Origin of the sequence: Arthrobacter sedimenti (genome assembly GCF_042652025.1) — a bacterium.
Lineage (GTDB): Bacteria > Actinomycetota > Actinomycetes > Actinomycetales > Micrococcaceae > Arthrobacter > Arthrobacter sedimenti.
The window spans coordinates 47,670-73,395 of sequence record NZ_JBHSDQ010000004.1 but is presented as its reverse complement, the minus strand read 5'-3'; the positions used below and the strand labels follow the sequence as shown (position 1 = coordinate 73,395).

34 protein-coding genes are annotated in these 25,726 nt (G+C 66.1%); 10 read left to right on the top strand and 24 right to left on the bottom strand.

The genetic code is table 11. The features are described from left to right. Nucleotides 1-125: 125 nt before the first annotated feature. Nucleotides 126-1,142: a zinc-dependent alcohol dehydrogenase family protein gene (locus tag ACFO0G_RS10880; protein ID WP_286399335.1), complete on the top strand. Its 1,017-nt coding sequence runs from the start codon at nt 126-128 to the stop codon at nt 1,140-1,142. Nucleotides 1,143-1,285: 143 nt separating this feature from the next. Next, nucleotides 1,286-2,326, top strand: coding sequence for an NAD(P)-dependent alcohol dehydrogenase (locus tag ACFO0G_RS10875; RefSeq protein ID WP_286399332.1), 1,041 nt, complete (start codon nt 1,286-1,288; stop codon nt 2,324-2,326). Between the two features lie 257 nt (nt 2,327-2,583). Here the strand turns inward: ACFO0G_RS10875 and ACFO0G_RS10870 are convergent, their stop codons facing one another. The 14 genes from ACFO0G_RS10870 to ACFO0G_RS10805 form a co-directional block, all read right to left on the bottom strand. Beyond that, complete coding sequence (locus tag ACFO0G_RS10870; protein ID WP_376977578.1) at nt 2,584-3,621, bottom strand: nitronate monooxygenase; 1,038 nt, start codon at nt 3,619-3,621, stop codon at nt 2,584-2,586. An 86-nt stretch (nt 3,622-3,707) separates the two neighbouring features. Then, complete coding sequence (locus tag ACFO0G_RS10865) at nt 3,708-4,166, bottom strand: SRPBCC family protein (RefSeq protein ID WP_376977576.1); 459 nt, start codon at nt 4,164-4,166, stop codon at nt 3,708-3,710. A gap of 101 nt (nt 4,167-4,267) precedes the next feature. Next, the gene (locus ACFO0G_RS10860; RefSeq protein ID WP_376977574.1) at nt 4,268-4,600 is read right to left on the bottom strand and encodes a hypothetical protein; all 333 of its coding nucleotides are present in this window, start codon (nt 4,598-4,600) and stop codon (nt 4,268-4,270) included. Next, nucleotides 4,597-5,178, bottom strand: a complete 582-nt coding sequence (locus ACFO0G_RS10855) for an anti-sigma factor (protein WP_376977572.1) — start codon at nt 5,176-5,178, stop codon at nt 4,597-4,599. The genes ACFO0G_RS10860 and ACFO0G_RS10855 overlap by 4 nt, the downstream gene beginning before the upstream one ends. Next, on the bottom strand, nt 5,175-5,741 hold the full coding sequence (locus tag ACFO0G_RS10850; protein ID WP_376977980.1) for an RNA polymerase sigma factor: 567 nt from the start codon (nt 5,739-5,741) through the stop codon (nt 5,175-5,177). Before ACFO0G_RS10850 ends, ACFO0G_RS10855 begins: the two co-directional genes overlap by 4 nt. 117 nt (nt 5,742-5,858) lie before the next feature. Further along, the gene (locus ACFO0G_RS10845) at nt 5,859-6,089 is read right to left on the bottom strand and encodes a CsbD family protein (protein WP_376977570.1); all 231 of its coding nucleotides are present in this window, start codon (nt 6,087-6,089) and stop codon (nt 5,859-5,861) included. A gap of 30 nt (nt 6,090-6,119) precedes the next feature. Then, nucleotides 6,120-6,749 (bottom strand): hypothetical protein, encoded by a 630-nt coding sequence (locus ACFO0G_RS10840; protein ID WP_376977568.1) that lies wholly within the window; start codon nt 6,747-6,749, stop codon nt 6,120-6,122. Next, the gene (locus tag ACFO0G_RS10835) at nt 6,746-7,327 is read right to left on the bottom strand and encodes an Asp23/Gls24 family envelope stress response protein (protein WP_376977566.1); all 582 of its coding nucleotides are present in this window, start codon (nt 7,325-7,327) and stop codon (nt 6,746-6,748) included. Before ACFO0G_RS10835 ends, ACFO0G_RS10840 begins: the two co-directional genes overlap by 4 nt. Next, complete coding sequence (locus tag ACFO0G_RS10830; protein ID WP_376977564.1) at nt 7,324-7,698, bottom strand: hypothetical protein; 375 nt, start codon at nt 7,696-7,698, stop codon at nt 7,324-7,326. Before ACFO0G_RS10830 ends, ACFO0G_RS10835 begins: the two co-directional genes overlap by 4 nt. Further along, a complete protein-coding gene (locus tag ACFO0G_RS10825; protein WP_376977563.1) occupies nt 7,695-7,886 on the bottom strand; it encodes a DUF2273 domain-containing protein in 192 nt (63 codons plus the stop codon). Before ACFO0G_RS10825 ends, ACFO0G_RS10830 begins: the two co-directional genes overlap by 4 nt. Further along, nucleotides 7,883-8,362 (bottom strand): Asp23/Gls24 family envelope stress response protein, encoded by a 480-nt coding sequence (locus ACFO0G_RS10820; protein ID WP_376977561.1) that lies wholly within the window; start codon nt 8,360-8,362, stop codon nt 7,883-7,885. Before ACFO0G_RS10820 ends, ACFO0G_RS10825 begins: the two co-directional genes overlap by 4 nt. A gap of 196 nt (nt 8,363-8,558) precedes the next feature. Continuing rightward, nucleotides 8,559-8,753 carry a hypothetical protein gene (locus tag ACFO0G_RS10815; RefSeq protein WP_142132572.1) on the bottom strand — a complete coding sequence of 65 codons (195 nt, stop codon included), beginning with the start codon at nt 8,751-8,753 and terminating at the stop codon, nt 8,559-8,561. Between the two features lie 230 nt (nt 8,754-8,983). Beyond that, complete coding sequence (locus ACFO0G_RS10810) at nt 8,984-9,748, bottom strand: GAF and ANTAR domain-containing protein (RefSeq protein ID WP_286399300.1); 765 nt, start codon at nt 9,746-9,748, stop codon at nt 8,984-8,986. Further along, nucleotides 9,745-9,996: a hypothetical protein gene (locus ACFO0G_RS10805; protein WP_286399297.1), complete on the bottom strand. Its 252-nt coding sequence runs from the start codon at nt 9,994-9,996 to the stop codon at nt 9,745-9,747. The genes ACFO0G_RS10810 and ACFO0G_RS10805 overlap by 4 nt, the downstream gene beginning before the upstream one ends. A 370-nt stretch (nt 9,997-10,366) precedes the next feature. Between ACFO0G_RS10805 and ACFO0G_RS10800 the strand changes: the two genes are divergently transcribed. Next, a complete protein-coding gene (locus ACFO0G_RS10800; protein ID WP_286399293.1) occupies nt 10,367-11,101 on the top strand; it encodes a GAF and ANTAR domain-containing protein in 735 nt (244 codons plus the stop codon). A 34-nt stretch (nt 11,102-11,135) separates the two neighbouring features. On the opposite strand, the gene ACFO0G_RS10795 is transcribed toward ACFO0G_RS10800, so the two are convergent. Next, nucleotides 11,136-11,864, bottom strand: a complete 729-nt coding sequence (locus ACFO0G_RS10795) for a Type 1 glutamine amidotransferase-like domain-containing protein (RefSeq protein ID WP_376977558.1) — start codon at nt 11,862-11,864, stop codon at nt 11,136-11,138. Between the two features lie 103 nt (nt 11,865-11,967). On the opposite strand from ACFO0G_RS10795, the gene ACFO0G_RS10790 reads away from it, so the two are divergent. From ACFO0G_RS10790 to ACFO0G_RS10780, 3 genes are all read left to right on the top strand, one after another. After that, a complete protein-coding gene (locus tag ACFO0G_RS10790) occupies nt 11,968-12,300 on the top strand; it encodes an ArsR/SmtB family transcription factor (RefSeq protein WP_286399288.1) in 333 nt (110 codons plus the stop codon). A gap of 12 nt (nt 12,301-12,312) precedes the next feature. Beyond that, complete coding sequence (locus tag ACFO0G_RS10785) at nt 12,313-12,810, top strand: SRPBCC family protein (protein ID WP_286399284.1); 498 nt, start codon at nt 12,313-12,315, stop codon at nt 12,808-12,810. Nucleotides 12,811-12,960: 150 nt separating this feature from the next. Further along, nucleotides 12,961-13,554 carry a DnaJ family domain-containing protein gene (locus ACFO0G_RS10780; RefSeq protein ID WP_376977555.1) on the top strand — a complete coding sequence of 198 codons (594 nt, stop codon included), beginning with the start codon at nt 12,961-12,963 and terminating at the stop codon, nt 13,552-13,554. Here ACFO0G_RS10780 and ACFO0G_RS10775 read toward each other — a convergent pair. Beyond that, nucleotides 13,551-14,135 carry a GNAT family N-acetyltransferase gene (locus tag ACFO0G_RS10775; RefSeq protein WP_286399279.1) on the bottom strand — a complete coding sequence of 195 codons (585 nt, stop codon included), beginning with the start codon at nt 14,133-14,135 and terminating at the stop codon, nt 13,551-13,553. The genes ACFO0G_RS10780 and ACFO0G_RS10775 overlap by 4 nt on opposite strands. 105 nt (nt 14,136-14,240) lie before the next feature. Here ACFO0G_RS10775 and ACFO0G_RS10770 point away from each other — a divergent pair, with 105 nt between their 5' ends. Beyond that, entirely contained in the window at nt 14,241-15,815 is a 1,575-nt protein-coding gene (locus tag ACFO0G_RS10770; protein WP_376977552.1) for an HNH endonuclease, read from the top strand. Between the two features lie 31 nt (nt 15,816-15,846). Here the strand turns inward: ACFO0G_RS10770 and ACFO0G_RS10765 are convergent, their stop codons facing one another. Continuing rightward, nucleotides 15,847-18,018: a transglycosylase domain-containing protein gene (locus ACFO0G_RS10765; RefSeq protein WP_376977550.1), complete on the bottom strand. Its 2,172-nt coding sequence runs from the start codon at nt 18,016-18,018 to the stop codon at nt 15,847-15,849. Between the two features lie 179 nt (nt 18,019-18,197). Here ACFO0G_RS10765 and ACFO0G_RS10760 point away from each other — a divergent pair, with 179 nt between their 5' ends. Beyond that, nucleotides 18,198-18,812, top strand: a complete 615-nt coding sequence (locus ACFO0G_RS10760) for a PadR family transcriptional regulator (RefSeq protein WP_286399273.1) — start codon at nt 18,198-18,200, stop codon at nt 18,810-18,812. 3 nt (nt 18,813-18,815) lie between these two features. On the opposite strand, the gene ACFO0G_RS10755 is transcribed toward ACFO0G_RS10760, so the two are convergent. From ACFO0G_RS10755 to ACFO0G_RS10745, 3 genes are all read right to left on the bottom strand, one after another. Then, a complete protein-coding gene (locus ACFO0G_RS10755) occupies nt 18,816-20,141 on the bottom strand; it encodes an ammonium transporter (protein WP_286399270.1) in 1,326 nt (441 codons plus the stop codon). Nucleotides 20,142-20,466: 325 nt separating this feature from the next. After that, nucleotides 20,467-21,261: a carbon-nitrogen hydrolase family protein gene (locus ACFO0G_RS10750; RefSeq protein WP_286399267.1), complete on the bottom strand. Its 795-nt coding sequence runs from the start codon at nt 21,259-21,261 to the stop codon at nt 20,467-20,469. Continuing rightward, nucleotides 21,261-21,494: a DUF2630 family protein gene (locus ACFO0G_RS10745; RefSeq protein WP_142132584.1), complete on the bottom strand. Its 234-nt coding sequence runs from the start codon at nt 21,492-21,494 to the stop codon at nt 21,261-21,263. The genes ACFO0G_RS10750 and ACFO0G_RS10745 overlap by 1 nt, the downstream gene beginning before the upstream one ends. Nucleotides 21,495-21,579: 85 nt before the next feature. On the opposite strand from ACFO0G_RS10745, the gene ACFO0G_RS10740 reads away from it, so the two are divergent. Further along, on the top strand, nt 21,580-21,978 hold the full coding sequence (locus ACFO0G_RS10740) for a hypothetical protein (protein ID WP_286399264.1): 399 nt from the start codon (nt 21,580-21,582) through the stop codon (nt 21,976-21,978). Between the two features lie 22 nt (nt 21,979-22,000). On the opposite strand, the gene ACFO0G_RS10735 is transcribed toward ACFO0G_RS10740, so the two are convergent. From ACFO0G_RS10735 to ACFO0G_RS10720, 4 genes are all read right to left on the bottom strand, one after another. Continuing rightward, nucleotides 22,001-22,333, bottom strand: coding sequence for a DUF202 domain-containing protein (locus tag ACFO0G_RS10735; protein WP_286399261.1), 333 nt, complete (start codon nt 22,331-22,333; stop codon nt 22,001-22,003). A gap of 4 nt (nt 22,334-22,337) precedes the next feature. Beyond that, nucleotides 22,338-22,742 (bottom strand): YidH family protein, encoded by a 405-nt coding sequence (locus ACFO0G_RS10730; RefSeq protein ID WP_376977546.1) that lies wholly within the window; start codon nt 22,740-22,742, stop codon nt 22,338-22,340. A gap of 126 nt (nt 22,743-22,868) precedes the next feature. Next, nucleotides 22,869-24,071: an L-2-hydroxyglutarate oxidase gene (gene lhgO / locus ACFO0G_RS10725; protein ID WP_376977544.1), complete on the bottom strand. Its 1,203-nt coding sequence runs from the start codon at nt 24,069-24,071 to the stop codon at nt 22,869-22,871. Nucleotides 24,072-24,151: 80 nt separating this feature from the next. Next, complete coding sequence (locus ACFO0G_RS10720) at nt 24,152-24,511, bottom strand: YnfA family protein (RefSeq protein ID WP_376977542.1); 360 nt, start codon at nt 24,509-24,511, stop codon at nt 24,152-24,154. Nucleotides 24,512-24,565: 54 nt separating this feature from the next. On the opposite strand from ACFO0G_RS10720, the gene ACFO0G_RS10715 reads away from it, so the two are divergent. Beyond that, nucleotides 24,566-25,591, top strand: coding sequence for an LLM class flavin-dependent oxidoreductase (locus ACFO0G_RS10715; protein ID WP_286399253.1), 1,026 nt, complete (start codon nt 24,566-24,568; stop codon nt 25,589-25,591). The last annotated feature ends 135 nt before the right edge of the window (nt 25,592-25,726 follow it).

Below are 25,726 nucleotides of genomic sequence, written 5' to 3'. Positions count from 1 at the left end.
ACGACCGGCGCAACGCTAAGGAGGTACTGCCAGAACCAGTTTCAGCAGGACCCTCGCTAACGGTTCACGGGCCGGGTTTGATGGGATTGTCCGCTTTCAGCCTTTCACTCTTTGGAGGACCCAGCATGCGCGCAACCATCATGCACGCCCCCGGCGACGTCCGGGTCGAGGACCGGGACAAGCCCGCCATCCAGCAGCCCACTGATGCCGTCATCAAGGTTGTTGCGGCCTGCGTCTGCGGGTCGGACCTGTGGCCCTACCGCGGCGCCGACGTCCTCCACGAGCCCAGGGCCATGGGCCACGAGTACGTGGGAATCGTCGATGATGTGGGCGCGGACGTGAAGAACATGCAGCCGGGCCAATTCGTTGTGGGGTCCTTCTTTGCCTCGGACAACACCTGCGGGATCTGCCGCTCCGGCTACCAGACCGGCTGCGTGCACCGGGAGGGCGTGGGCGGCGCCCAGGCCGAGTACCTGCGCGTCCCGCTGGCAGACGGCACCCTGGTCGCCACCCCGGAGATGCCCGACGCCGGCAAGGTTCCGTCGCTGCTGGCCGCCTCCGATGTCCTGGGTACAGGATGGTTCGCTGCCAAGGCGGCCGAGGTGGGGCCCGGCAAGACAGTGGCGGTAGTGGGCGACGGCGCCGTAGGGCTTTTGGGAATCCTGGCGGCAAAGCAGATGGGCGCCGAGCGGATCATTGCCATGTCCCGGCACGCTGACCGGCAGGCGCTTGCCCGGGAGTTCGGGGCCACTGACGTGGTGGAAGAGCGCGGCGATGCGGGGGTGCAGAAGATCAAGGAGCTCACCGAAGGGCTCGGGGCGCACTCCGTAATCGAAGCTGTGGGCACGCAGGAATCAATGATGCAGGCCATCCAGGCCACCCGCGCCGGCGGCCACGTCGGTTTCGTGGGCGTATCGCATGACGTGGCGCTGCCCGGCCGCGAGCTGTTCTCCTCGCTCGTGCACCTGCACGGCGGTCCCGCTCCGGTCCGGGAGTACCTGCCCGAGCTGATCAACCTCATCCTGGCCGGCGACATCAATCCCGGAAAGGTGTTCGACCTCGAACTCCCGCTCGACCAGGCCCCCGACGCCTACAAGGCCATGGACGAACGGCGGGCCATCAAGGTGCTCCTCCGCCCATAACCAGGTTCCGCCCAGGAACATCGCCAAAGGTAGGACTCAGAAGACCAGGCACAACAGGGCCACCCTGGCCCACCCATTTCCGGGGTTTGCTCCGAACAACCCCGGTAGCATTTAGAAGTCCCCCAACAGATCACAGGAGAACCATGACTACCGTCAAGGCTTATGCATCCCCGTCCGCCACGGAGGACCTGGTGGCTACCACCATCGAACGCCGCGAAGTGGGCCCCCACGATGTCCTGATCGACATCAAGTTCGCCGGCATCTGCCACTCGGACATCCACACGGTCCGCGGCGACTGGGGCCCCCAGCAGTACCCCCTGGTTCCCGGCCACGAAATCGCCGGCATCGTCACCGAGGTTGGCTCCGAGGTGACCAAGCACAAAGTAGGCGACCGCGTTGGTGTTGGCTGCATGGTCAACTCCTGCAAGGAGTGCGTCAACTGCCAGAAGGGCGAGGAGCAGTACTGTCTCAAGGGCAACGTCGGAACCTACGGCGCTGTTGACCGTGATGGCACTATCACCCAGGGCGGTTACTCCACGCACGTGGTGGTCACCGAGGACTTCGTGGTGAACATCCCCGAGGGCATCGAGCTCGACGTCGCCGCACCGCTGCTGTGCGCCGGCATCACCACCTACTCCCCGCTGCGGCACTGGGGTGCCGGCCCCGGCAAGAACGTCGCCGTCGTCGGCCTCGGCGGCCTGGGCCACATGGCCGTCAAGCAGGCGCACGCCATGGGCGCCGAGGTGACTGTCCTGTCACAGTCGCTGAAGAAGCAGGAGGACGGCCTGAAGCTGGGCGCCGACCACTACTACGCGACCAGCGACGAGAACACCTTCTCCGATCTCGCCGGCTCCTTCGACCTGATCATCAACACGGTCAGCGCCTCGATCGACATCAGCGCCTACCTGGGCCTGCTTAAGCTCGACGGCGCCCTGGTCAACGTCGGTGCCCCCGCCGAACCGCTCCCTGTCAACGCCTTCGCGCTGATCGGCGGCCGCCGCTCCTTCGCCGGCTCCATGATCGGCGGCATCCGCGAGACCCAGGAGATGCTCAACTTCTGCGCCGAGCACCACCTGGGCGCCGAGATCGAGGTCATCCCGGCAGAGAAGATCAACGAAGCCTACGAGCGCGTCCTTGCCTCGGACGTCCGGTACCGGTTCGTGATCGATACCGCCACCCTCTAAAGCACCACCGCGTTCGGCGGGCCGGCTCCCAAAAGGGGCCGGCCCGCCGTCGTTAGTTAAGGCGTCAACGCAGCTTCGCTCCGCGCCCGGCGCACCCAGCGTGACCCCGCACCCTCCGCCCCTGCAGCATCGCCGGGGTTCATGGGCCCGGCCCGCGGAGACCCAGCGTCACCTCCAGTGGCCGTGGGAGAACCGCTCGTTCGATGCGGCCCTGACCAGCCTTTCCCACCTGTGGGGAGGGGCCGGGCCCCGCAACGTCACGGTGCGAGGCTTTTCAGGATTGACGCTGCCGGGCCCTCTACCGCGTATCGGTAATTCATGCCGGCCCATAGGTTCAGCCAGTCCGGTTCCCCTGCCGCCGCGGCCGCGGCGCGCAGGGGAGTGGTGAGGTGGTGGATTTCGGGATAGCCGTAGGGGGCGTCGCCGTCGTGGCGGCGCATGAATTCGTTGTGCAGGCCCCTGGCGTTGCGGCCCGAGAAGACCCGGGTGACGGCCGTGGTGGTGAAACGGTGCGACGACGACAACGCGGCCCGGTGCGTGGCCTTGGTTCCGGCTTCGTCCGCGCAGAGGAACGCGGTGCCGGCCTGGACCGCCGCGGCACCCACGGCGAGCGCGGCGCGGGTGTGCTCCGCAGTGGCGATGCCGCCCGCGGCGATGAGCGGCACCTCAAGGTCGGACAGGTCGCCCAGGATCCCGTGCAGGGGTACCAGCGGAGGGGGTGCATCGGCCTTGAAGGTGCTGCGGTGGCCGCCGGCTTCCGGGCCCTGCACGCACAGGGCGTCGGCGCCTGCCGCCAGCGCCCGGAGCGCCTCTTCACGGCCCGTGACCGTGGCGATGACGTACATCCCGCGCTGCCGGAGTTCCTCCACCACGCTGGATTCAGGGAAATCGAAGGTGAACGAGACAACGGCCGGTGCGAGCTCCAGCAGTGCTTCGAGTTTTTGGTCCCAGTCGTCATCGTCGTGCTTCGGCTCTCCCAGGCTGACACCAAACCGTTCAGCGTCAGCGGCCAGTGAATCGGCGTACTGCTGCAGTGCTTCGGGGCTGATGATTGAGGGCTGGGGGACAAAGAGGTTGACGCCGAAAGGGTTCGTTGTGAGCGACCTGGCGGTTTCGATCTCTGCGCGCATGGCTGCGGCGCTCTTGTAGCCCGCCCCAAGGAAGCCGAGCCCGCCCGCGGAACTCACCGCAGCCGCCAACTGCGCTGTGGAGGGTCCGCCGGCCATCGGAGCCTGGACCACGGGCAGCGCCAGTGACTTAAGACTGAATCTTTTGCCGTGGTGCTGCGTGTCCATCTGCCCTCCCGGTCGTCTGCGCGTACCTGACGAATGCTACGCCGGTACGCGCCGCCGTCCGACCCGGCAGGGGGCAGTTGCCAGGGTCAGCGCGGGCCGGCTTCGACCAGGAGCTTGAGGTTCTCAAGCGTCTGCTCGCGTGCCCGCTCCTGCATGCGCTCGATGATGAGTTCATCGGCGAACTTCCCCACGGCGCTTCCCGGGACGTTGTAGTCAAACTCCGCGGTCACCACCGTGGTGTTGTCTCCATCCGGGCTGTAGTCCCACGTCTGCCATCCCTTGAGGGGGCCGTCGAGCTCCAGCCGCAGCCGCTGGCCGCCGTTGGGGGTCTGCTCCCTGCCGGTCACACGGGTGGTCACGTGGAAGGGGACACCCGCCATGAGGTACTTGTGCTCGACGACGGTTCCCACACCGCCGTCGCCCTCGATCTTCTCTGGCTCGCCCAGGTTGACCCACCACGACGCCCAGTGCCTGGGGTCTGACGCTACCTCCACGACGCGGTCCACCGGAGCGTTGATCGCTGTGCTCACCTTTATATGGCCCATGGGAAACTCCTCGTACTCGCGGCCGGAAAGTTGGTGATGACCAGACGCTATCGGCACCGTGCCGGGCCAAACAGGGGCAAAGGGCCTGACAGGTATGGCGGCTAAACGCCTGCGCCGCCCCGGGCGGGTGCGATCCGCACCACCGTCACTTTGACCGCGGCTTCGGCGGGGGAGAGGCTGCTGTGCACCGCCGCGGCCACGGCCCGCACCACGTCGGGCGTCCGGGCGTCGGGGCTGACGCCGATGCGGACATTGACCTCCGGGCGGCCGCCTACGTCCCGGACTTCGACCAGCTGCCCGTCGCCGGCGGCGTCCTCGCAGGGCTGCACCAGGGACGCCACCCGGCCCGGAAGCCGCTGCCAAAGGTTCCGGGCAGGAAAGACCTCGGTGACGCCGTCGACCGCCAGGATGGCTGCTTGCAAGAGGCTGGTCACATTTCCTCCCGGGGAGCTTCGATGACGTCGGTGATGGTGATGTCGATGGCGGCCACATTCAACTCAGTGTGGCGCGCCAGCGCTTCCGCCAGGTCCTCGCGGAGGGACGCGGCGCTAGGCATGAGCGGGTGGCCGAACAGGACAGCGAGGTCCAGCCGCACGCTCACCGGCTCTCCGGGTACGGTGACGTCCCCATCCAGCCGCACCTTTCCGGCCACGGCTCCGGGCAGGTTGTCCGTCACGGAGCGCACCAGGGCAAGGACCGACCCCTCGGTTTGCGACAGCGTATCCGCTGGATCGTCCGCGCGCAGCGGGATGCTTCGGCCCGGGCGCAGCTCCAGCGCCAGATGGGCCAGGATCTCCTTCATCCAGTCATCGTTACCGCTGCCGGCAGCCGCAAGGTCACTGGCAAACAATTCTTCGCCGGCAGCGGAGAGCCGGCGAAGCGAATCGAGGCCGCTGCGGCATTCCGGGCAGGACTCGAGGTGGGGCGGATCGGGGAACTCACCGGTGTCCAAGTAGAGGCTCAGTTCCTCGAGCGTGTGGCCGCACTCGAACGTCTCGTGGGGCATGCTCATCGCCAATCTTCCATTTCGCGGACCAGTGTAATCCGGGCCCGGGCAAGCCGCCCCCGGACACTGGCTGGGCTGATGTTCAGGGTCCGGGCAATCTCTTCATAGCTTTGGCCGTTGATTTCCTTCAGGATCCAGCAGCGACGCTGCTCTTCCGGCAAGGTCGACAAGGCAGCCTTCAAGGATCGGATGCCTGCGCCGGCCATTACCGCTGTTTCCGGCCCGGCTCCCGGGGAAACAGTGTCCGCCGGCCGGTCATCCTCCGGTCCGGTAAGGGTGGCGTGGTTCCGGCGCCTGCGCAGGAGGTCAATGCTCCGGCTGCCGGTCAACCGCAGGAGCCAGGCCTTCACGGCGGCAGGTTCCCGGAGGGTGTCCAGCTGCTGCCACGCCTGGACCAGCACCTCCTGCACAACGTCGTCCGCGTCGGCGTAGGAGCCGGTCAGCCGGCGGGCTGAGGCGCGCAGGTGTGGGCCGTAGCGGCGGGCAAGTGTTTCGAACGCCGCCGTATCGCCGTCGGCCGCCCTGCCTGCCAGGATGGCATCGGGGACCACGTCCAGCTGGTCCCGCATCAAGGGTGCTCCTGTCACCGGTTTCTGCTTTCACTATCGGCGCTAGCGCCTGAGGGGCGGCAGGCGGGCCTGCGCGCCGGGAAGGCAGCGCAGGCCTGCCGCTGGGAGAGGAAGCGGCTACTCTTTGCTGAAGCCCTCTTTGACCTTGGCCGCAGCATCCTTGAGGTTGCTGCCGATGCCCTTGGCGGCATCCTTGACCTTTTCGCCCGCCTCCTGCAGCTTGGCCTGGGCCTGGTCGCGTTGGCCTTCGCGTTCCAGTTCCCCGTTGCCGGTCAACTTCCCGGCGCCCTCCTTGGCCGCGCCAAGGTGGTTGGTGGCCGCGTTGTTGAGCTTGTCGTCGAGTCCCATGGTCAATTCCTTTCAATCGGTTCGTGTTTCCTAGCCCGGGCGGTGTGCGCGGGCCAGTTTTGTCCTGGGTCCACTTCCTATTCGGACCAGGACGGTGCTGCGATGACCCAGCAGCGCGTCAATCCCGCAGACCAGTCCTTCGGCCAGGTCTGCCACCTCCCGCGGGGAGGCGCCCTTCCGTGCCTGCAGCGTGAGCCGGAGTTTGGGGGATGTGTTCCGTTTGTTGCGGCGGTTTCCCCGTCCTCGCCACGCCGTCAGGGAGCTCCCGACGACGGCCCGGTTGCCTTCCAGCGCTTCCTCGACTGCCGCTGCGAGGTAGGAGACGTCCACTGCCGTGTCCCCGAGTTCCGGATCCTGTGCCAGGGCTGCTGTGCCGGTCCGCCCGCCGCCCTGCCGGGTCAGCCACACGACGCTGGCCACCGCGCCGAGGAGCGGCAGCGCCGGCACGGCGAGTGCCCACCAGCTGCCCAGAGGGTCCGGCGCAGGGGCCGTGGCCAACAGGTGCCGCCACCTTTCCAGCAGGCCTGAGGTGACGGTGGTCCACTGCTCCGCAAGGGCCGGGACCAGGGCCGCACCCGCCGCCAGTACTCCCGCCGGCAGCAGCGCCAGCCCAGTGATAGCCAGGATGATCCTGTTCAATGCCCTGTTGGTGTTGTTCACCGTCCCACCGCTCCTTTCGTGGCAATCCGCACGTGCGGCGCCAGGGCCTTGCGCAGGCGGAGGGCAGCGACTTCGTCCGTTGCCGCTGCGGTGAGGGCCTCCGGGTCGACCGTGATGCCCGACGTCGGACGGACGCTTACCAGCGCACGGTTCCGGGTCACGGCGGTGGCCACCTGCTCCGGGGCCAGGTTGGCGGCCAGGCGCACCCTGCGTGAGATGGCGGCGGCGATTGCTTCGTCGTCCACCACCAGGGCACTGCCGTCGCTGTGCATGGCACGCCGGCCGCGTCTCCCGCCCGTGACCGCGGCGAGCAGCAGCACGGCACCCACGAGGGCAACAGCTGCCCCGCCTGCCACCATGCCTGCAGGCGTGACCGCTTCCGGCACTCGGGCGATGAGCGATGCGGTCATCCCGGGGGATGCCAGCAGTGCGGGCTGCCCCAGCAGGGAGAGGATGCTTTCAGTCCCGAGCCACAGGCATGCGGCCAACACCAGCACCGCTGTGAGGGCGGACAGTCCGGCGCGCGATGAATGCGTTTCCCGGCGGATGATCCGCCTGTTGGTCCTGGCCTGGTTCACGGCTTCCTCCTGTCCTGTTTGGCGTCCACACGGGGTTCAGGGGTGGACCGTCCTGCTCCGGCAATGCGGATGCTGATGCGGCCACAGTCCAGGCCGGTGATCTGCTGACCCAGGGACGAAATCTTCAGCCGGGCGATGCTTGCCCGTTCGATCGCTGACTGCCGCCCCCGCCCCGCGGTCCCGAGCAGCGGTGGCGGCGGCAGCCTGACCGAGAGGTCCACTCCCAGCTTTGCGGCGTCGTCCGCCAGGGTGGCGGACACGTCGCCGCGCCTGACGCCGAAGGCGCCCGCGGCCACCGCTTCGATGGTGTGCCGCAGTGCTGCCGGTGCGATGCGGGTGTGGCCCTGCCTGGCCGGCCGTGGCCCGGTCACGATGACGAGCGGCGGCCGCGCAGGGCGTCCAGCACGGCGCCGAGGTCCAGCCTGCCTTCCGCGGCCCTGCCCAGGACGGCTCCGATTCCCATGAAGAGCGCCGTGAGCAGGAACCCCCAGAAGCCGAAGGCCAGGGCGGCCAGAGCCAGGACGGCTCCGGCTGCGGTGCCGGCTGCCAGGGGGCTCATGCAACCCTCGGTTCGCGGGCGGCGTCATCCGAGTCGTCTTCGTCGGACGGGACGTGGATGTCCGTGATGGTGATGTTGACCTCGGTGACCTCCATTCCCACCAGGTCCTCCACTGCCGAGTAGACGGCGTCCCGGGCGTTGTCCGCCACCTGCTGCAGGGGGTGCGGGTACTCCACGACGAGGGTCACGTCCACGGCAACCTGGGTCTGGCCCACCTCGACGCTGACGCCCTGGGTGAGGTCTTTCTGGCCCACCTTTTCGCGAAGGGTTCCCAGGGCCCGGGCTGCGCCGCCGCCCAGGGCGTGCACCCCTTCGATCTCCTGGATGGCGATGCCGGCGATCTTGGCCACCACGCCGTCCGCCACGGTGGTACGTCCACGGCCGTCTTGGCCGTTGCCGGAGGAAAGTTCGTGGGTGGGGGCGGCAACCGCCGTCTTCTGCTGGTCCGTTGCGGGGGTTTGGGTCTGCGTGGTCATTTCCGTCGCTCCTTTTCGTTCTGGAACAGCGTTCCAGGGCGCCTCGTGCGCCCTCACAGGTAAGGACGCAGGCAGGAAGGGAAACGTCACGCAGAAAGTTATGTGATCGTTGTCACTTTTGTTTCGGGGCAGCAGAAAGGGCGCGGACGACGTCGGGTGGGTCCCGCCGTCGTCCGCGCCCTTTGCTTGGGGCTGCTTAAAGCGCCAGTGCCGGCTCGTCCCCGCGCACGCTCAGCGTGAAGGTGTTCGGCCCGCTGCAGTGGACTGCAATGCGGCAGGTGGTGGTGTTGTGGCGGGAGGAGAGGTCGGAGACCGCGGAATCGAGGGTCTCGTGGAGCGACGCGCGGTCCCAGATCTTCAGCGTCACGGATTCGGCAGTGTTAAACGTCATTGTTCAGTACTTTCCTGTATCTAGCCGGTTGTCTGCCGGCGGTGGCCTGTCCGCGCTCGGAGGGTCGGTGGCCTGCGCTCACCGGTGGGCCTCGTTGCGTCACCAGGATGTCAAGGGCGGATGGTTTCCGGCCCTGCGCATCCATAGTGCCCATGCCGATTGAGAGGCCACAACCAAATGCGGCGTTTATTGCAAGTGAATCTCATCACGTGTGAGCGGCGACACGGCTGCTATTCCTCGAAATGGGTGGAGATCCCTGCTTCCCCTGAGATGGACATGATGACCGCTGCGGCCACCTCCCGGAGCTTGGCGTTCCTGGCGCTCGAGGTCCGCGTCAGGATGGTGAAGGCGGTGTCCCGGTCGCAGCGGTTCTGGGCCATGATTGCCCCGATGGCCATGTCGATCACAGTCCGCGACTGCATGGCAGCGGACAGGTCATTCCGGGCGTCGCTGAGCTGGGAAATCCGCAGGATCAGCCGCAGGGAGCTTGCCGCTTGTCCGGCGAACAGCTCCGCAGCGGCTATGTCCTCGCTGCTGAACCCGTTGCTGCAGCCCGAGTAGAGATTCAGCACTGCTTCGGCGTCCCCCGCAAGGTCCAGCGGGACCGCAAGGATTGATGACACACCATGCTCCATGGCCGTCCGCACGTAGGGCCGCCAGCGGGTCTCGGCGGCGAGGTCAGGCACAAGGAGGGTGGTCTTGCGGCGGAGCGCAGTGAGGCACGGACCCTGGCCAAATCCGTTCTGCAGCTCGTCAAGTGCTTTGGCGGCGGCGTCGCTCGCTGCCACCGCCTCGGGCTTCCGGTGCCGGAGGACCGTGACACCGCTGTGAATCGTGTTGCCTGGGACGGAGAGCCGCGAAGCCGCCAGGATGGCCAGGTCCGCAAGGAAGGCCTGGATGTCCCGGCTTTCCAGCACCAACTCCTGGAGTGACGGATCGGTGGTGGCCGGGGCCGTGCCGTCAAGCTTCCGGGGAGAGCCTTCGTTGCCGGTCATTCGTCTTCATCCGGGGTCAACTCCGTCATGGCAGTGGAAATCAGCCCCACCTGGGCGGCCGGCAGGTGCAGGGCCTCGTTGAGGTAGGCGTCCAGCGACATTTCGTCGGCATCGCCGCCGAGGCCGAAGTAGTAGGTCCACAGTTTGATCAGCGGGACCCCGCCCTGATGGAAACGCTGGGCTACTGCCCGCCGCTGCTCGTCGGCTTCCAGCAGGTGGTCCGGGCCCCCTGTCCAGTCGGCGTTCACGAGTGCGCTCCGGTTGCGGGCGCGGCAACTGCCGCTGCCCCCGGCGAGGACCCGGGCAGCGGTGCGCCGGCGCGGATGAAGGCATCTTCAGGCGGAAGGCTCGGGTGCCCTTTGCGGGCTGCTGGTGGATGGTAGGTGGCCATAAGGCCTCGATCCTGGTTACGCCTGAAAGTTTAGGTCCCGGCTAGCGGCCGCCGCTCTTGGCGCGGGACGGCCCGTATATTCAACCCCCGGACCGTGTCCCCCATCCCGAAATCTCCTACCTTGGACACTACGCCCCTTGGCGGGTTTCTGATACAGGAACTTATTTGCTTCAGGTTCGCCGGGCAGGAGCAGCCCCCAGCCGCGTGAACTCACGTAAGCTTGGCGAATGTCGAGTTCATCTGACCATGGATCTGTGCAGGAACTTCAGAGCATCCTGGTGGGCTCGGAGAATGGGGTTGAGTTCCTTTCCGGCCTGTCCAGCCTTGCCGCCGCCGCGGTGTCTGAAGCTGCCGGGGACACGATTGAGTGCGCAGTCACGCTAAAAGTAAAACGCAGGCCTGCAACGGCTGCCGGCAGCAGTGCACGGGCGATTGAGCTGGACCATATCGAGCAGGAGTTGGGTGACGGCCCCTGCATCCGGGCGCTCAGGGAGATGGCCCCCGTAATCATCGACGACGTCGACAGGGACCCGCGGTGGCAGGCACTGAACCGCCGGCTCGCTGAGCATAACGTGCGCAGTACGTTGGGTGTGCCGCTGGAGATCACGGGCGACGCCAGTGCTGCCCTGAACTTCTTTGCCACGAAGCCCGGCGTGTTCACCGCTGACGTTTATGACAAGGCCGTGGGTTTCGCCGCTGCCGCCCACAACACCCTGAATCTTTCCGTTCGCATCAACAACGCGCAGAGCAGGGCCGACGACCTCGAAGCGGCAATGCAAAGCCGCACCGCCATCAACTTGGCCTGCGGGGTGATCATGGCGCAGAACCGGTGTTCCCAGGAAGAAGCGATGGAAATCCTCACCAAGGTCTCCAGCAACCGCAACCGGAAGCTCCGGGATGTGGCCGGCGAGCTGATTGAGCAGTTGTCGGGCAGCAGTGCCAGGACCCACTTCGACGGATAGCCCGGATGGTCCGGGAAACCATCCCGCGGCTAACTCAGTCGCCTGTCCTGACGGAGACCTCCGTGGCGCCCCCGGTGCCGCGGATGTCCCAGCAGTTCCCGGTGCCCATGACCTTGTAGCCCTCGTCGCCCGCTGATTCCACCACCACTGCCGTGTCCTCGTCGATGGCCACTGCCCACTCCGCCAGCCCGGCAGCCACGGCACCAACGGCCCGGCTCAGCGTGCCGGCCTGGGCGGCGTGCACATCCACTGTGAACGGGACCAGCCCCAGGCCCTTACGGAGAGCCACGGAATCCAGGCCTTCGGAGCATTCTTCCCCGCAGACCTCCACCCCGTTGATCTGGTAGCCGCCGATCAGGGCCAGGGCAGGCGCCACCATGGCCCCGGCGGAGAATCCCAGGTAGGGAACGCCCCCAGTGACGAGTTTGGAAATGGCGGTGGCCGCGGGGTGGAGGCCTTCCCAGTAACCGGGCGTCAGCCCGCCGCCCACCACCACGCCGTCGACTCCGTCAAAAGCGGCGGGATCCGCAGGCTTGCCCGGCACCAGCGGAACAATCACTATCCCGCACTCCATCCGCGACTGCAGGGGTTCTGTGTAGGCGGCCGCCACATCCTGCAGGTTGACCCCTGCGCCAAACACGGCCATGGCAATGCGGGAAGCCTGGTCCTGCCCGGCGCGCTGCCGGACTTCATCCGCGAACGCGTCAAAGACGCCCGGAAAGGCCTCCGGATCCGGGCCGGCACCGGCAAGGAAGATGCTCATGTGCCCCAAGATACCGGCACGGCTCTCCGTCCTTCGGGCACCGCCGCGATTTGTGCACGAATCCCGTTGACGCCACGCCCGCGCGGGACTATCGTACAACCAAATGGTTGTAGATCAGCTCAGTGAGACCGAAGTGGACCGCCTCTTCCAGGCGTTCGCGGATTCCACCCGGCGGGACATTGTCCGCCGGGTCACCGTGGGCGAGTACTCCGTCTCCGGCTTGGCGGCCCTCTACGCCATGAGTTTTGCCGCCGTACAAAAGCATGTGGCGGTGTTGGAGCGCGCATCTTTGGTAACCAAGGAAAAGCGCGGAAGGGAGCAGATCGTGCACGGCAATCATGAAGGACTGCAAAAGGCCCGGCGGCTGCTCGACGAATATGAACAGGTCTGGCGGCAGCGCGCCGCCACGATGGCAGACATTCTCGCTGAAGGTTAGGACGGCATTGCCATGACAGTCATCAGTACGGAAAAGAATCCGGAGGCCCTGAGCCTCACCGTTGTTGCCGAGTTCGACGCCGGAGTCGAACGCGTCTGGCAGCTCTGGGAAGACCCGCGCCAGCTTGAGCGGTGGTGGGGACCGCCCACCTATCCCGCCACGTTCCATCACCACGACTTCGTGCCTGGCGGCAAGGCCAAGTACTACATGACAAGTCCCGAAGGGGAAAAGTTCCACGGTTGGTGGGAATTCACTGCCATCGAGGCGCCGCGGCAGCTGGAATTCAACGACGGCTTCGCGGACAGCGACGGTAACCCGACAGGGGAGTTCGGCGTCAGCCACGCCACGGTGACCCTGGAACCTCTGGCTGAGCGGACGCGCATGACCATCCTGTCCAGGTTCGAGTCCGAGGAACAGCTGGATCAGATGATGCAGATGGGCATGGAGGAGGGCCTCAAGGAAGCCGTCGGCCAGATCGATGGCATCCTCGCCGAGCACGCCAACGCCTGATTTCACCGCGCTGCCAACCGGTGCCGTGGCGCCCGGTGAGCGGACGACGGCGGGCACGTCCCGCCGTCGTCCGCTCACCCCGGGCGTTGAACGTGCAAGCTGCCCGCTGAATACTGGAAGGGGATTGAGCGAGGGAAGGCGGTGGGGGCGATGAGCGGCGGTGCAGGGGATTTCCGGAAGCGGCTGGAGCGGGCGGCCGAGGTGCGTTCATACCGCGGCGCCGGTATCAGTGCCGAGGAGGAAGCCGCGCTGGATGCCCTTGACGCCCAGGAGCGGGAGAAGCGCAGGAAGGTCAGCGACGCGGCCCGCGCGGAGTACCTGGTCCGGGACGCCATGGCGCAGGGCAAGTTCGACAACCTCAAGTACGCGGGCAAGCCGATTCCCGGCCTGGTTGAAAGCTATGACCCAGACTGGTGGGTCAAGGGGCTCATCCAGCGCGAGAACATCAGTGGCCTGGGCCCGGCCGCCATCCTGCTCCGCACCGAGGACGCCGAGCTCGACGCAAAGCTGGACGTCCAGTACACGGAGCAGCAGGTGCGGGACGTCCTGGAGGATTTCAACCGGCGGGTGATCGATGCCCGCCGCCAGCTGCAGGGTGGGCCGCCGGTGATTACCAAGACCCGCGACGTTGAGGAGGAAGTGCAGCGCTGGCGGGGGCGGCGTGCCGCGCGCGTCCAGGAGGCTTCTGCCGAGCCGGAGCCCGAGCGCTCCTGGTGGAAGCGGCTCTGGAAGGGAACCGGCTAGGAATTCGGGTTCACGCCCTCATAAAGCTCGCACAAGGCGTTGTAGTACTTGTCTGTCTGCCCACGGTGGCTCAGCCCGATCCTGGTGCACACCCGCTGCGACGCTGCATTCGCCGGGTTCGTGACCGCAACAACCCGTGGCAGGCCGCGTGCGAAGGCGTGGTGGAGGACCACCTGGGCGGCCTCCGTGGCGTAGCCGTTTCCCCAGTGGTCCGGGTGGAAATGCCATCCGATCTCCGTGTCGCCTGAGGGCTGCAGCGGCAATTCACTTCCCGACGCCGGGATGGACTTCAGGAGCAGCGTTCCGGCGAGTCGGGGCCTGGCTGTTCTTTGTTGGGCTGGCTCCGGTTGGGCGGACTCGGGCTGGGCCTTGAGTTGGACAGCCCAGATCCCGTGGATGGGGTGGTCAATTGTTTGCCACTTGGTTATGAGTTCCCCGGCCTCGGCAATGCCGGCCATGACGCGGGGGTGGTTGCCGATGTAGCGCTGCACCTCCCAGCGCGAGTAGAGGTCAAATACGAACTCGGCGTCATCCGGCTGCCAGGGACGCAAAATAAGCCGCTCAGTCTCGAAGATCGTCACGACACACATCGTGCCAGAGGACTCGGAATATCGGCGGAGCCTGCGTTTTCCACATAGGTTTTTTGGGTGGGTGTCGATGTCACACCCTGGTGGAAGACTTTGGTTATGGAAGCAGTTGTGGGGGCGGCGGGAGTGCTGGAGGTAGAGCGTCCAGCGCCCTTTGTTGCTGATTTGCCGGACTCATCGCCCCCGTTGTCTGCAGTATCTTCTGCTGTTGATGCGCGGCATGTCCCACCTGCCGTCCCTTCCGTTTCGCCGGCCGCCCCTTCCGTTGGTGATGTCCTGAGCCTGTTGGCCCGTGTTCCGCTGGCTGCCGATCCGGCAGGGATGATTGATCAGCTGCGCGGCTTAGAGGACCTGAAAGCATTCGCCGGTGCCAGGCAGGCCAGCACCGCTGTGGCGTTTGATCTTCAGCAGCGCCATGAGCAGGCCGCCGCCGGGGTCCCGGTCGATCAGCAGGGTGCCGGGGTGGCGGCGCAGATCGCGCTGGCCAGGCGGGAGTCACCGGCGAAGGGCTCCCGGCTGCTGGGTATGGCCAAGACCCTCACAGGGATGCCGCGCACCTATTCTGCGTTCCGGAGCGGGTTTTTAAATGAGTGGCGGGCAACGCTGGTGGTAAAGGAAACTATTTGCCTCTCCCCGGAGGACCGGGCCGGGGTGGATGAGGAACTCGCTGCCGTCCGGGCCGCCGCGTACCGGCGGGATCCGGCCTCGGTCGCGAAGCGCGCTGCACACGCGGTCACGGAACGCAGCGTGAGCTTGCGCCCGGCCCCGGACACCATGACGTACCTGACCGCGCTGCTCCCGGTCGCTAAGGGGGTTGCCGCCTACGCGGCACTGAGCAAGGAAGCCGACACGCTACCTTCCACCGGCGATGACCGGTCACGGGGCCAGGCCATGGCCGACACTCTCGTCGAGAGGATTACCGGCACCCCCGGTGGGATCACCGGCGTGGAGGTCCAGCTCGTCATGACCGACCGCACCCTCCTCCAGGCCGACTCCGAACCCGCACGGCTGTCGGGGTACGGCATCATCCCGGCAGCTTGGGCAAGGGAACTCGCCCTCGCTGGTCCATCTACGCGAATGCCGGTAACAGGCACTGGCACCAGCAGCCGTGGTTCTGCTGCCGCTGCCGACACTGCCACGGATGCCAGGGCCACCGCTGATGAGGCTGGTGACGCCGCCCCGGTCGCTTCCGGCCGCGGCGGCCTGGATCTTTGGGTCCGACGGCTTTACACCGCCCCCGGCAGCGGGGAGTTGGTGGCGATGGACGCGAAAGCACGCTTGTTCCCGACGGGTTTGAAGCGCTTCCTTCAGGTCCGGGACGACACGTGCCGGACCCCGTACTGCGACGCTCCGATCAGGCACCACGACCACATTACGGCCTGGCACAGCGGCGGACCTACCACTGCCGGAAACGGCCAGGGCCTCTGCGAAGCCTGCAACCACACCAAAGAAACACCCGGCTGGAGGGCCAAACCCGTCTCCGGCCCACGCCACACCGCGGCCACCACCACCCCAGCCGGACACACCTACCACTCCACTGCACCACCACTCCCCGGGACACCGACCAGGGAATTAGGTGCCCCTCCGGGCACGACCGCCGTCGTGCCTTCCAGATCAGTTGCAGCTGACTGTGCCGCGGTTCCAAAGCGGCGACGTGTGCCTCGTCGGCAGTGAGAAACGGCGGCAATGAGTGGCGCGTCCCAGCCTATGGTTTGTAATTGGGGTTGGGCCCGATCATCGAAGCGGGAGGCGGTGCGAATGGGCCTGCCGGGTAGAGCGGCGCCACCTTGAGCATGTAGTTGGCCCACTGCGGGCCGGCAATCATGTACCCGTCCAGGCGGGGGTAGAAGGTGCCGTTGATGGTCACGTTCTGGCCTGCCCGTTTTTGGCCTTCCAGCGCGTCACCGAAGAAGGACGCGGTCACCAGGCCCGTGGTGTACCCCACCACCCAGGTGGAGCCATTGTTGTTGGACGTACCGGTCTTGGCAGACGTGGGAACCTTGTCCTGCACTTTCGGATTGATCCAGACGCCTGAACCCTTTTTCAGGACATCCTGCAGTACCGAGTTGACCCCGCGGGCCACATCCGGCTTGACGGCGTCGTGGCAGTCCGGGGCCTGGGCGGGAAGCTTCGCCCCGGATGCATCCTTGATCTCAACCAGCGCGATGGGAGCGCAGAACCGGCCGTCGGTGGCGAAGGTGGCAAAGGCGTTTGCAAGCGTGAGGGGAGCGACGCCCGTGCTGCCCAGCAGGTTGCCCAGCAGGTGCATGTTGACGGGCGAGCTGTCCAGGCCGCTGTGCAGGCCCACGGCATCCACCATCTTTTGGATGCCGCAGAAATCCAGCTGGGATGCGGAGGCGAAGGTGGCGGTGTTGATGGAGTTGTAGAGGCCGTAGTTGACGGGCATGGGCCGGTAGAAACCGTCTTCGGCATTCTGCAGGTCATCGGCAGCGCCAAGGGCAGGATTCGCCTGGGCCGTGCTGTAGGCCCCAAGCACCTTTCCGCAGCTGTCCCTCCAAGGGAACCCCAGCGGATAGACCCGGCGTGAAGCGTCCACTTCGGCGGTGAGCGTCTTGCCCTCGTTCAGCCACTCGGCAAACGTGAAGGGCTTCATGGTTGATCCCGGCTGGAACCCTCCGGCACCGTTAAGGTCGTTCCCCTGCGCGTCCCTGGCATCCACGTTGAAGTTCAGGTTGGTATCGAACTTTCCGGGCTGCGGAAGGAAAACCGTGTTTTGGGCCATCGCCAGGATCTTGCCGCTGCCGGGTTGGATGCTGAGCAGCGATGCCGCCCAATGGTCCGGGTTTGCCCCTGCCGTTCCGTCCACCTGTGCCTGGGCAGCGGCCTGGAGCCGGCTGTCCAGGGTGGTGACGATGGTCAGGCCGCCGCGGTAGAGCAGCCGTTCGCGTTCAGCCTCAGTGGGGCCGTAGGCGGGATTGTTCAGGATCAGGTGGGAGATGTAGTCGCAGAAGTACGGGGCCATGGTCGCATTGGCGCAGCCCTGCTGTTGAGGGCTGATCTTCAGTTGAACGGGCGTGGCTACAGCTTCGTCATGCTGTGCCTGGGTGATCTTGCCCAGCCGCAGCATCTCGCCCAGGACCTGGTTCCGCCGCACGATGGACTTGTCCGGGTTGGTGACCGGGTTGTACAGGGTGGGGCTGTTGACCACGCCGGCCAGCAGGGCCGCCTGGGGGAGCGTGAGGTCCTTCGCGGTGGTGCTGAAGAGGTGGCGTGCTGCGGCTTCGATGCCGTACGCGTTGTTGCTGAAAAACACGATGTTGAGGTAGCCCTCAAGGATCTGGTCCTTGCTGTATTTCTTTTCCAGGGTGATGGCGAGCTTCATTTCCCGCAGCTTGTCGCCGAGGTTCTTTTGCCCGTTCAACACCACCGCGTCCGGCCGGTCCTGGGCGAGTTGCGCCTCGTTCAGGACGTTTGTCACGTACTGCTGGGTAATGGTGGACGCGCCCTGCTCGCCGCCCTTGGTCAGGTTGGACACCAGCGCCCGCAGTATCCCCTGCGGATCCACGCCGGCGTGCTCATAGAAGCGGCTGTCCTCGATGGCGATGATGCCGTCCTTGATGAAAGGCGACATCTGGTCCAGCGGCACCTGCACCCGGTTTTCCGCATAGAACGTGGCGATTGGCTGCCCATCCGCGGTCAGGACTTTCGTGGCCTGCGACGGCGGCTGCACCGTGAGTTCCGACGGCAGCTTTTCGAAGAAATCAATGGAGGAACTGACCCCCATCCCCGCCGCGGCGACGGCGGGAACCACCAGGCTCGCCACGAGGACGCCGCACATGATGCTGGCTGCCAGAAACCCCAGGATCCATCCCAAGGCCGCGTTGAAACCGTGCCTGCGCTTCCGCTTCTTCGCCATTTCCTCAGCCCTCGTGCTCGGAGGTGGGACCAGAATACGCTCACGCCAAGGACGGAAACAGGGGCGAAAGGGTCAGGATTTGGTCACATCCATCCATTGACGGGCGATAGTTACCGATATATCTTTTAAATATCGCTGAAGATAAAGCGACTCTCTATCAATGGAAGGACGATGCCACCATGAACGGCATGTTTGATGACAAAAAACCCGGCCCGGAGTTCGGCCGGGGACGCTTCGAGCGGGGGAGGGGTCACAAAGGTCCGCACGGGCACAGGGGTCCCGGCTTTGGCCCGGGATTCGGTCCCGGTTTCGGGCCAGGCTTTGGCCCGGGTTTTGGTCCCGGCTTCGGGCGGGGCGGCCGGCGGGCCAACCGCGGCGATGTCCGCGCAGCCATCCTCTCGCTGCTGGCCGAGGCCCCTTCGAATGGTTACGGACTGATCAAGACCATCGCCGCAAAGACCGGCGGGATGTGGCGCCCCAGCCCCGGATCCATCTATCCCACCCTGCAGCAGCTGGTGGACGAAGGCCTGATCGAGGCCCTCAGTGAAGGCCGCGGGACCGAGTTTGCCCTGACCGACGCGGGCAAGGCCTACGTGGCGGAGCATGCGGAGGAAATGGAGAACGCGTGGAACGCCGAGCCGGACAGTGCGGACCGGGACTTCCACCAGAGCATTGGCAAGCTCATGGGTGCCATCCACCAGTTCCGCAGCGGAGTGTCGGAAGAACAGCGGGCTGCCGCCATCGAGAAGATGGATGAAACGCGGCGCGCGCTCTACAAGATCCTTGCCGACTAGCTGCTACGCGAAGGAATCTTCCTTTGCGCGCCGATCCGCGGGGACAACAGCAGGAGCGGCTGCGTGGTGGCCCAGCATGTGGCCCAGGCTGCTGAAGCCGGAGCCCATCTCCCCGAAGGCGTATGCGGTCTCGGCGTGCTCGGACAGGTCCACGCCGGCGGTTTCGGCCTCTTGGCTGACGCGGAAGCCCACGCTCTTGTTGATGATTCCGGCAATAACCGCCGTCCCGATGCCGGACAGGAGCAGGGTGATGACGACGGCGGCTGTTTGGGCGATGAGCTGCTGGGCACCGCCGCCGTAGAAGAGTCCCCCGCCCTTGCCGTCTACGGGCAGGGCGATGAAGCCGAGCGACAGGGTACCGATGAGGCCGGCGCCGAGGTGGACGCCCACCACGTCAAGGGAGTCGTCAAGGCCGAAGCGGTATTTGAGGTCCACGAACACGCAGCACGCGGCTCCCGCCACCAGGCCCAGGCCGATTGCTGCCACCGGGCTGATGTTGGCGCAGGACGGGGTGATGGCCACCAGGCCGGCCACAACGCCGGAGGCGGCGCCCAGCGACGTCGGGTGCCCGTGGCGGATCTTTTCGGTGACCAGCCAGCTCAGCATGGCTGCAGAAGGGGCTACCAGGGTGTTGATCCAGATGAGGCCGGCCTGTTCGACGCTGGTTGCCGCACCGCCGTTGAAACCGAACCAGCCAAACCAGAGAATTGCCGCGCCCAGCATGATGAAGGGGATGTTGTGGGGGCGGTGGTTGGGGTCCTTGGCGAAGCCGTGGCGCTGGCCCACAATGACGGCGAGCACCAGGGCTGCCGTGCCTGAGCTGATTTCGACGACGGCGCCGCCGGCGAAGTCGATAACCTGGCCGAAGATCCGGGTGACGGCCCCGCCGGCACTCATCAGTCCGCCGCCCCAGATCATGTAGGCAAGCGGGCAGTAGATCACCGTGATCCATACCGGCACAAACAACGCCCAGGCGCTGAACTTGGCGCGGTCGGCAATGGCACCGCTGATCAGGGCCACGGTGATGATGGCGAAGGTGGCGCTGTAGCCGGCCTTGAGCAGGTCAGGGGAACCCATCAGGTTCTGTAGTCCGAAGCTGGTGAAGGGATTGCCGAACAGCCCAAGGAAGCCGTTGCCGGTGGTCATCGAGTAACCCCAGAGGACCCACACCACGCCGACAATCCCTGCCGAGATGAAGCTCATCATGATCATGTTGAGGGCCGCCTTGGCGCGGGTCATGCCGCCGTAGAAGAGGCCAAGCCCGGGGGTCATCAGCAGTACCATTGCGGCCGAAATCATCAGCCAGACGTGTTGGGCAGTGATTTCCACCGGTGGGTCCCTTCGCAACGTGATCTTGGTGCGGGACCTGGTTGGCCCCGGAGCATTTCCCCCGGGATCCATTTTTGGCGCAGCGTGTTTCAGCCAATGCCCTCTAAAGTTGCGCCCACGTTACACAAATCGCGCGGGCGTGAAGTTCACGTGTCGGCCATGTTTCCGGAATGTAAACGGCCCCTCCACCGCGGGTGGGCGCAAAAGGCGGGTACCCCTCCAGTTCCCCGTAACGGCGGGCCAAACGGCCCGCCGACCGGTGAGAACCGCCGTCGTCCGCTTTTGTGGCCTCTGTTTCGGGGCCATGAACAGCGCCTCACCAATGTCAGAAGGTACGGGCGTTGGCCAGGACCGGCAGCGCGGCGCGGACGTCGTCCACTGTTGAGGGATCGATATCGACGACGGCGAGTTCCGGCTTGCCGCCCAGAGCCACCACCGGCTTACCCAAGGGGGTGACGACGGCGCTGTGTCCGATTCCGGTGGGTGCCGTTCCTGCCGGGCCCGCGCCGATGGCTTCGGGGTCGCCCTGGCCACAGGCAACCACGAAGGTGGTGCTGTCCAGCGCGCGGGCGCGCACCAGGAGGTCCCACTGTTCCGCCTTGCCGGGACCCGCGCCCCAGGACGCGCACACGATGTTCACCTGCGCTCCCGCATTGGCGTTGGCCGTGAACAAGCCCGGAAAGCGGACGTCATAGCACGTGGCCAGACCGAAGACTGTCCCGTCCAACTCGAAGGTCACAGGCGCTTCCCCCGCATCCACTGTCTTTGACTCCGTGAAGCCGAAGGCGTCGAAAAGGTGGACCTTGTCATAGGAGGCCTCCACCCGGGGGCCGGTGACCAGCAGCGTATTGCGGACCCGGCCGTCCCGGCCCGGAGTGAACATGCCTGCCACGACCGTAATCTCCAGCTCCCGCGCCATCCTGCGGACCTCGCTGGCCCACGGGCCGTCGACGGGTTCGGCGATGTCCTTCAGGGAGTGGCCGAAGGCGCGCATGGTTGCCTCCGGGAAGACCACCAACTGCGCGCCGGCGTTCTTTGCCTGGGCAGCGTAGTCCCACACCAGTTCAAGGTTGGCGGCGGTGTCGGCGCCGCTGATGATTTGGGCAACTGCGATGCGCATTACTGCCGGTAGCCCTCAACCTCGCTGATGGGGCGGGCTTCGGCGTCGTCCGGGTTCTCTCCTGAGTCCTTCTTGGCGCGGCGCTGGCGCAGCAGGTCCCAGCACTGGTCCAGGCTCTCTTCCACGTACTTCAGCCGCGCGGGGTCCGGCTGGCCACCTTCTGAACCCTCCCGCAGCGAGTGCTCCTCCTCCACCAGGGCCTGGATGTGCGTCAAAATATCCTGATCATTCATGGTTTCCCCTTACTCCGGTCCGGTCCCCTTCAGCGTACGTATCAGCTGCTGAAGCCACCAGTCCCCGCGCTGTACCATCAATTTCATGCCCACTGCGCTTGATATGGCAGGTCCCATCCTGGAGGTCCTCACCTGGTTGTGCCTGCCCGCCGGGCTGGGACTGCTCTTCTACACCGGGTTCCTTCGCCGTTTCGTGCACCCCTGGGATGTGGCCGAGGCTGTGGTGTACTCCGATTCCACCGGGGTGGGGTTCCGCTGGTTCGACCGGAAGCACCAGGTGCACAACGCCCCCATGTCCCCGTACGACATCAGGGACATGGCAGTGGGGGACACCCTGCCCATCTACTACCACCCCAAGCGCCCGACGCAGTGGCAGACCGCCAGGCCTGAGGAAGCTGGCAGGACGGCTTCGGTCCTGGGCCGCTGCCTGACCGCCATTGGCTCGGTGGCGTTGCTGGCCGGCTTCGTCCTGCCGATGTTCTAAGGCTGTTGGCTGACCCGCGCCGCTAGCTGACGAAGACCACCAGGATGCCGAGGACGCCCAGGAGTACCCCGGCCAGAGAGGTCCACAGTACGGCGGGCAGGTCCGCCTCGATGCTCTCGCCTGCCAAACCGTGGGACCTCTTCAGGTAGCGGCGGCGCTGGGTGAGGTAGATGGCAAGGGCAGCGCCGCCGGACACCACCGGCAGCATCAGGATGGGCGCCCCGTAGGTGGGAAGCCAGCGCAGGAAGAATGCGCTCGCCGTCACCAGCGCCAACATGGTCCGGCCCCACGCGAGGGCGGTCCGCTCGGGCTGCAGGCCGGGATCACCGTGGGGGCTGGGTGCGCGGGAGGCCACAGGATCAGCGCCAGAGAATAAAGACCAGTACGACGGCGGCCGCCAGCGCGCCTGCCCCGGCCAGCAACGGCACGAAAAGGGGCAGGGGGAGGGGGGCCTTGCTGCGCATGCTGCGCTCCACGCGAAGCCACCGGACCGCGGCGCCGCCGCTGAGCATCATGCCCAGCAGCAGCAACAGTACCGCCAGGCCCTTCCGGACCGGCTCGATGAAAAGACCCGAAGTGAATGCCTCGAGGGCGATGCCGCCCGCCAGCAGTGCCAAGGATGTGCGGATCCAGGCCAGGAAGGTGCGCTCGTTCGCAAGGGTGAAGCGCGGGTCCGGTTCCTCGCCACCCGGCAGCAGCCGTTCGGCGATTTTTCCGCGCGACGGCGTAGTTTCCCGCCTGCGCGGCTGCTCGCTGTTGATCACCGGGTCAGTTTAGCCGTGCGTGAATAGTGCGTACGGACACCCGATTTGGAAACTAAGCATGCTTGCTATTAGTTTGGTTTCAGCCTCTCCGTTTGGCCCCCCAATCAAGCGGAGAGGCTTCCACTTTCAGGCGGCGTGCCGGAGCGCAGCTTTGCCTGCCAAATGCTCGCCAATCGGCAGGGCGGCTGTGGCGGCGGGCGACGGTGCGTTCAGCACGTGGATCATCCGTTCCGTCTCAGCCAGCAGGAAGTCATGGAGGAGCGTACCGTCACGGCGCACGGCCTGGGCCCTGATGCCGGCCTCGTAGGGCAGCAGGTCCGCCTTGGCCAGGCCGGGTGCGTATTTACGGCACTCCTGCAGGTAGCTTCCCTTGAACAGCGAGTTCCTGGCTTCGCGCACCGCGGTGGCGGCGTTGGACCAGGCCACGTGCCAGAGTCCTGGGAAGCGCACATAGCGGGCCACGTCCTTCATGTCCACGGAAAACTTGGGATACCCCTCGCGGGCCAGGCCCAGCACCGCGTTGGGTCCCACCGTGATGCTGCCGTCGATGGTTGGGGTGAGGTGCACGCCCAGGAAGGGCAGCTCCGGGTCCGGTACGGGGTAGATGAGGTGGCGGACGTAGTCCGATTTGGCTGCGGGCAGCTCAAAGTACTCGCCGCGGAAGGGGATGATCTGGACGTCGATGGCCATTCCGGCCAGTTCCGCCAGCCGGTCCGACTGCAGGCCGGCGCAGGCCACCAGCCGGCGGCAGGAATAACGTTCCTGGCCGGTGCCCACCTCCACGCGGTCCGGATGTTCCACGATGGAGCTCACCTTGGCTCCCGTGACAACGCGTCCGCCGGCCTCCGTGACGAGTTCCGCCAGCCTGCGCGCCACCTCCCGGTAGTCCACGATGCCGGTGCTGGGAATGAACAGGGCGCCCAGCCCTGAAATGTTGGGCTCGCGCCGGCTGAGTTCTGCCTGGTCGATGCGTTCGCAGTCAAGTTCGTGGACGGCAGCCCGTTCCTCCAGGCCGTCCAGCCGGGCCAGCTCCACCTCTGAGGCAGCCACCAACAGCTTGCCCGGCTCGGCGTACCTGATGCCGTGCTCCCGGCAGAAGTCCTTGGTCTGCTGCGCCCCGGCCTTGCTGAACCGCGCCTTCAGGCTGCCCGGGGCGTAGTAGATGCCCGAATGGATCACGCCGCTGTTGTGGCCGGTCTGGTGGGATGCCAGCGTTTCCGCGGCCTCGAGCAGGACCAGCGAGGCTCCCGGCTGCTTCCGCAGCAGCTGGTAGGCGGTTGCCAGGCCCACAATCCCGCCGCCGATAACGCAGTAGTCTGTCCGCTCCACAGCCCCGCCTTTCGTTGTGGCTAGATCCTAACCACCAGCCTGCCGTTTTGCCCCCGCTGTTTTATCAGCCGTCCCACTGCTTATCCGCCGCTCCGCGGAGCAAACATAATCACCGCTACGCCCAGCAGGCACACCAGGGATCCGGCGATGTCCCACCGGTCCGGGCGGAAGCCGTCAAAGGCCATGCCCCATGCCAGGGAACCCGCCACAAACACTCCGCCATAGGCAGCGAGGATCCTCCCGAAGTGCGCATCCGGCTGGAGGGTGGCCACGAAGCCATAAACGCCAAGCGCAATGACCCCGAGCCCCGCCCACCACCAGTCCTTACCTTCACGGACGGCCTGCCACACCAGCCACGCCCCGCCGATTTCCGCGCCGGCGGCAAGCACGAACAGCACAATCGTTTTGAAAATGTTGATGGTTTCTTCCGGAATGCCCACGCAGCCATCATGCCAGCCGGGAATGCGGCCGCCGCCCGGGCAGTTGGGGGAGGTATGGAGCGTATTGGATTCCTTTCATTTGGCCACTGGGGCCCCGGCCAGGGTTCCCGCACCAGGACAGCGGCGGACGCCCTGCTCCAGGGAATTGACCTGTCGGTTGCCGCTGAGGAACTGGGAGTGGACGGCGCGTTCTTCCGCGTCCACCACTTCGCGCGCCAGCAGGCATCGCCGTTTCCGCTCCTGTCCGCCATCGCCGCCCGCACCAGCCGGATCGAGATCGGTACCGGCGTCATCGATATGCGCTACGAAAATCCGCTGTATATGGCGGAGGAGGCCGCAGCGGCGGACCTGATCAGCGGCGGCAGGCTGCAGTTGGGCATCAGCCGTGGTTCACCCGAGCCCGCGCTGGAAGGCGCCTCAGCTTTTGGCTACCGCCCGGAGCCGGGGGAGGCCGACGCTGACATGGCCCGGCGCCACACCGAAGTCTTCCGCAAGGCCATCACCGGTGCCGGCATGGCACAGGCCGATCCCCGCTACGCCGGCGGCGCCACGGGACTCCTGCCTATCCAGCCGCAGTCCCCGGGACTGGCGGAACGGATCTGGTGGGGTGCCGGCACCAGGAAAACAGCGGTGTGGGCCGCGAAACTGGGCATGAACCTCATGAGCTCCACCCTGCTCACCGAGGACACCGGCGTTCCCTTCCATGAGCTTCAGGCCGAACAAATCCAGCTGTTCAGAGATGCGTGGGCCGCGGCAGGACACCCCCATGCCCCACGTGTTTCGGTCAGCCGGAGCGTCCTGCCAATTGTTGATGAAGAGGACAACTACTACTTCGCAGGCAGCGCCCTCCGCGACGGCCGGGACCAGGTTGGCGTCATTGACGGCACCACCGCCCGGTTTGGCAAGAGCTATGTGGGGCCGCCGGACCACCTGGCGGAGCAGCTCGCTGCCGACACTGCAGTACAGGCGGCGGACACCCTGCTGCTGACCGTCCCCAACCAGCTGGGCGTGGATTTCAACGCCAAGCTGCTGGGCACCATCGTGGAGCACGTTGCCCCGGCCCTGGGATGGAGCCGATAGGACGCTGGGAACTATTTGCGAGACCTAACCGTTACTCTTGAAGTGCGGTGTGGGGGCTTCGCGCCCCAACTACACTGTGACTGCTGAACGGTCATATGACGGAGAGAGAGAAATATGGCTCGCGCCGCCCTAGGC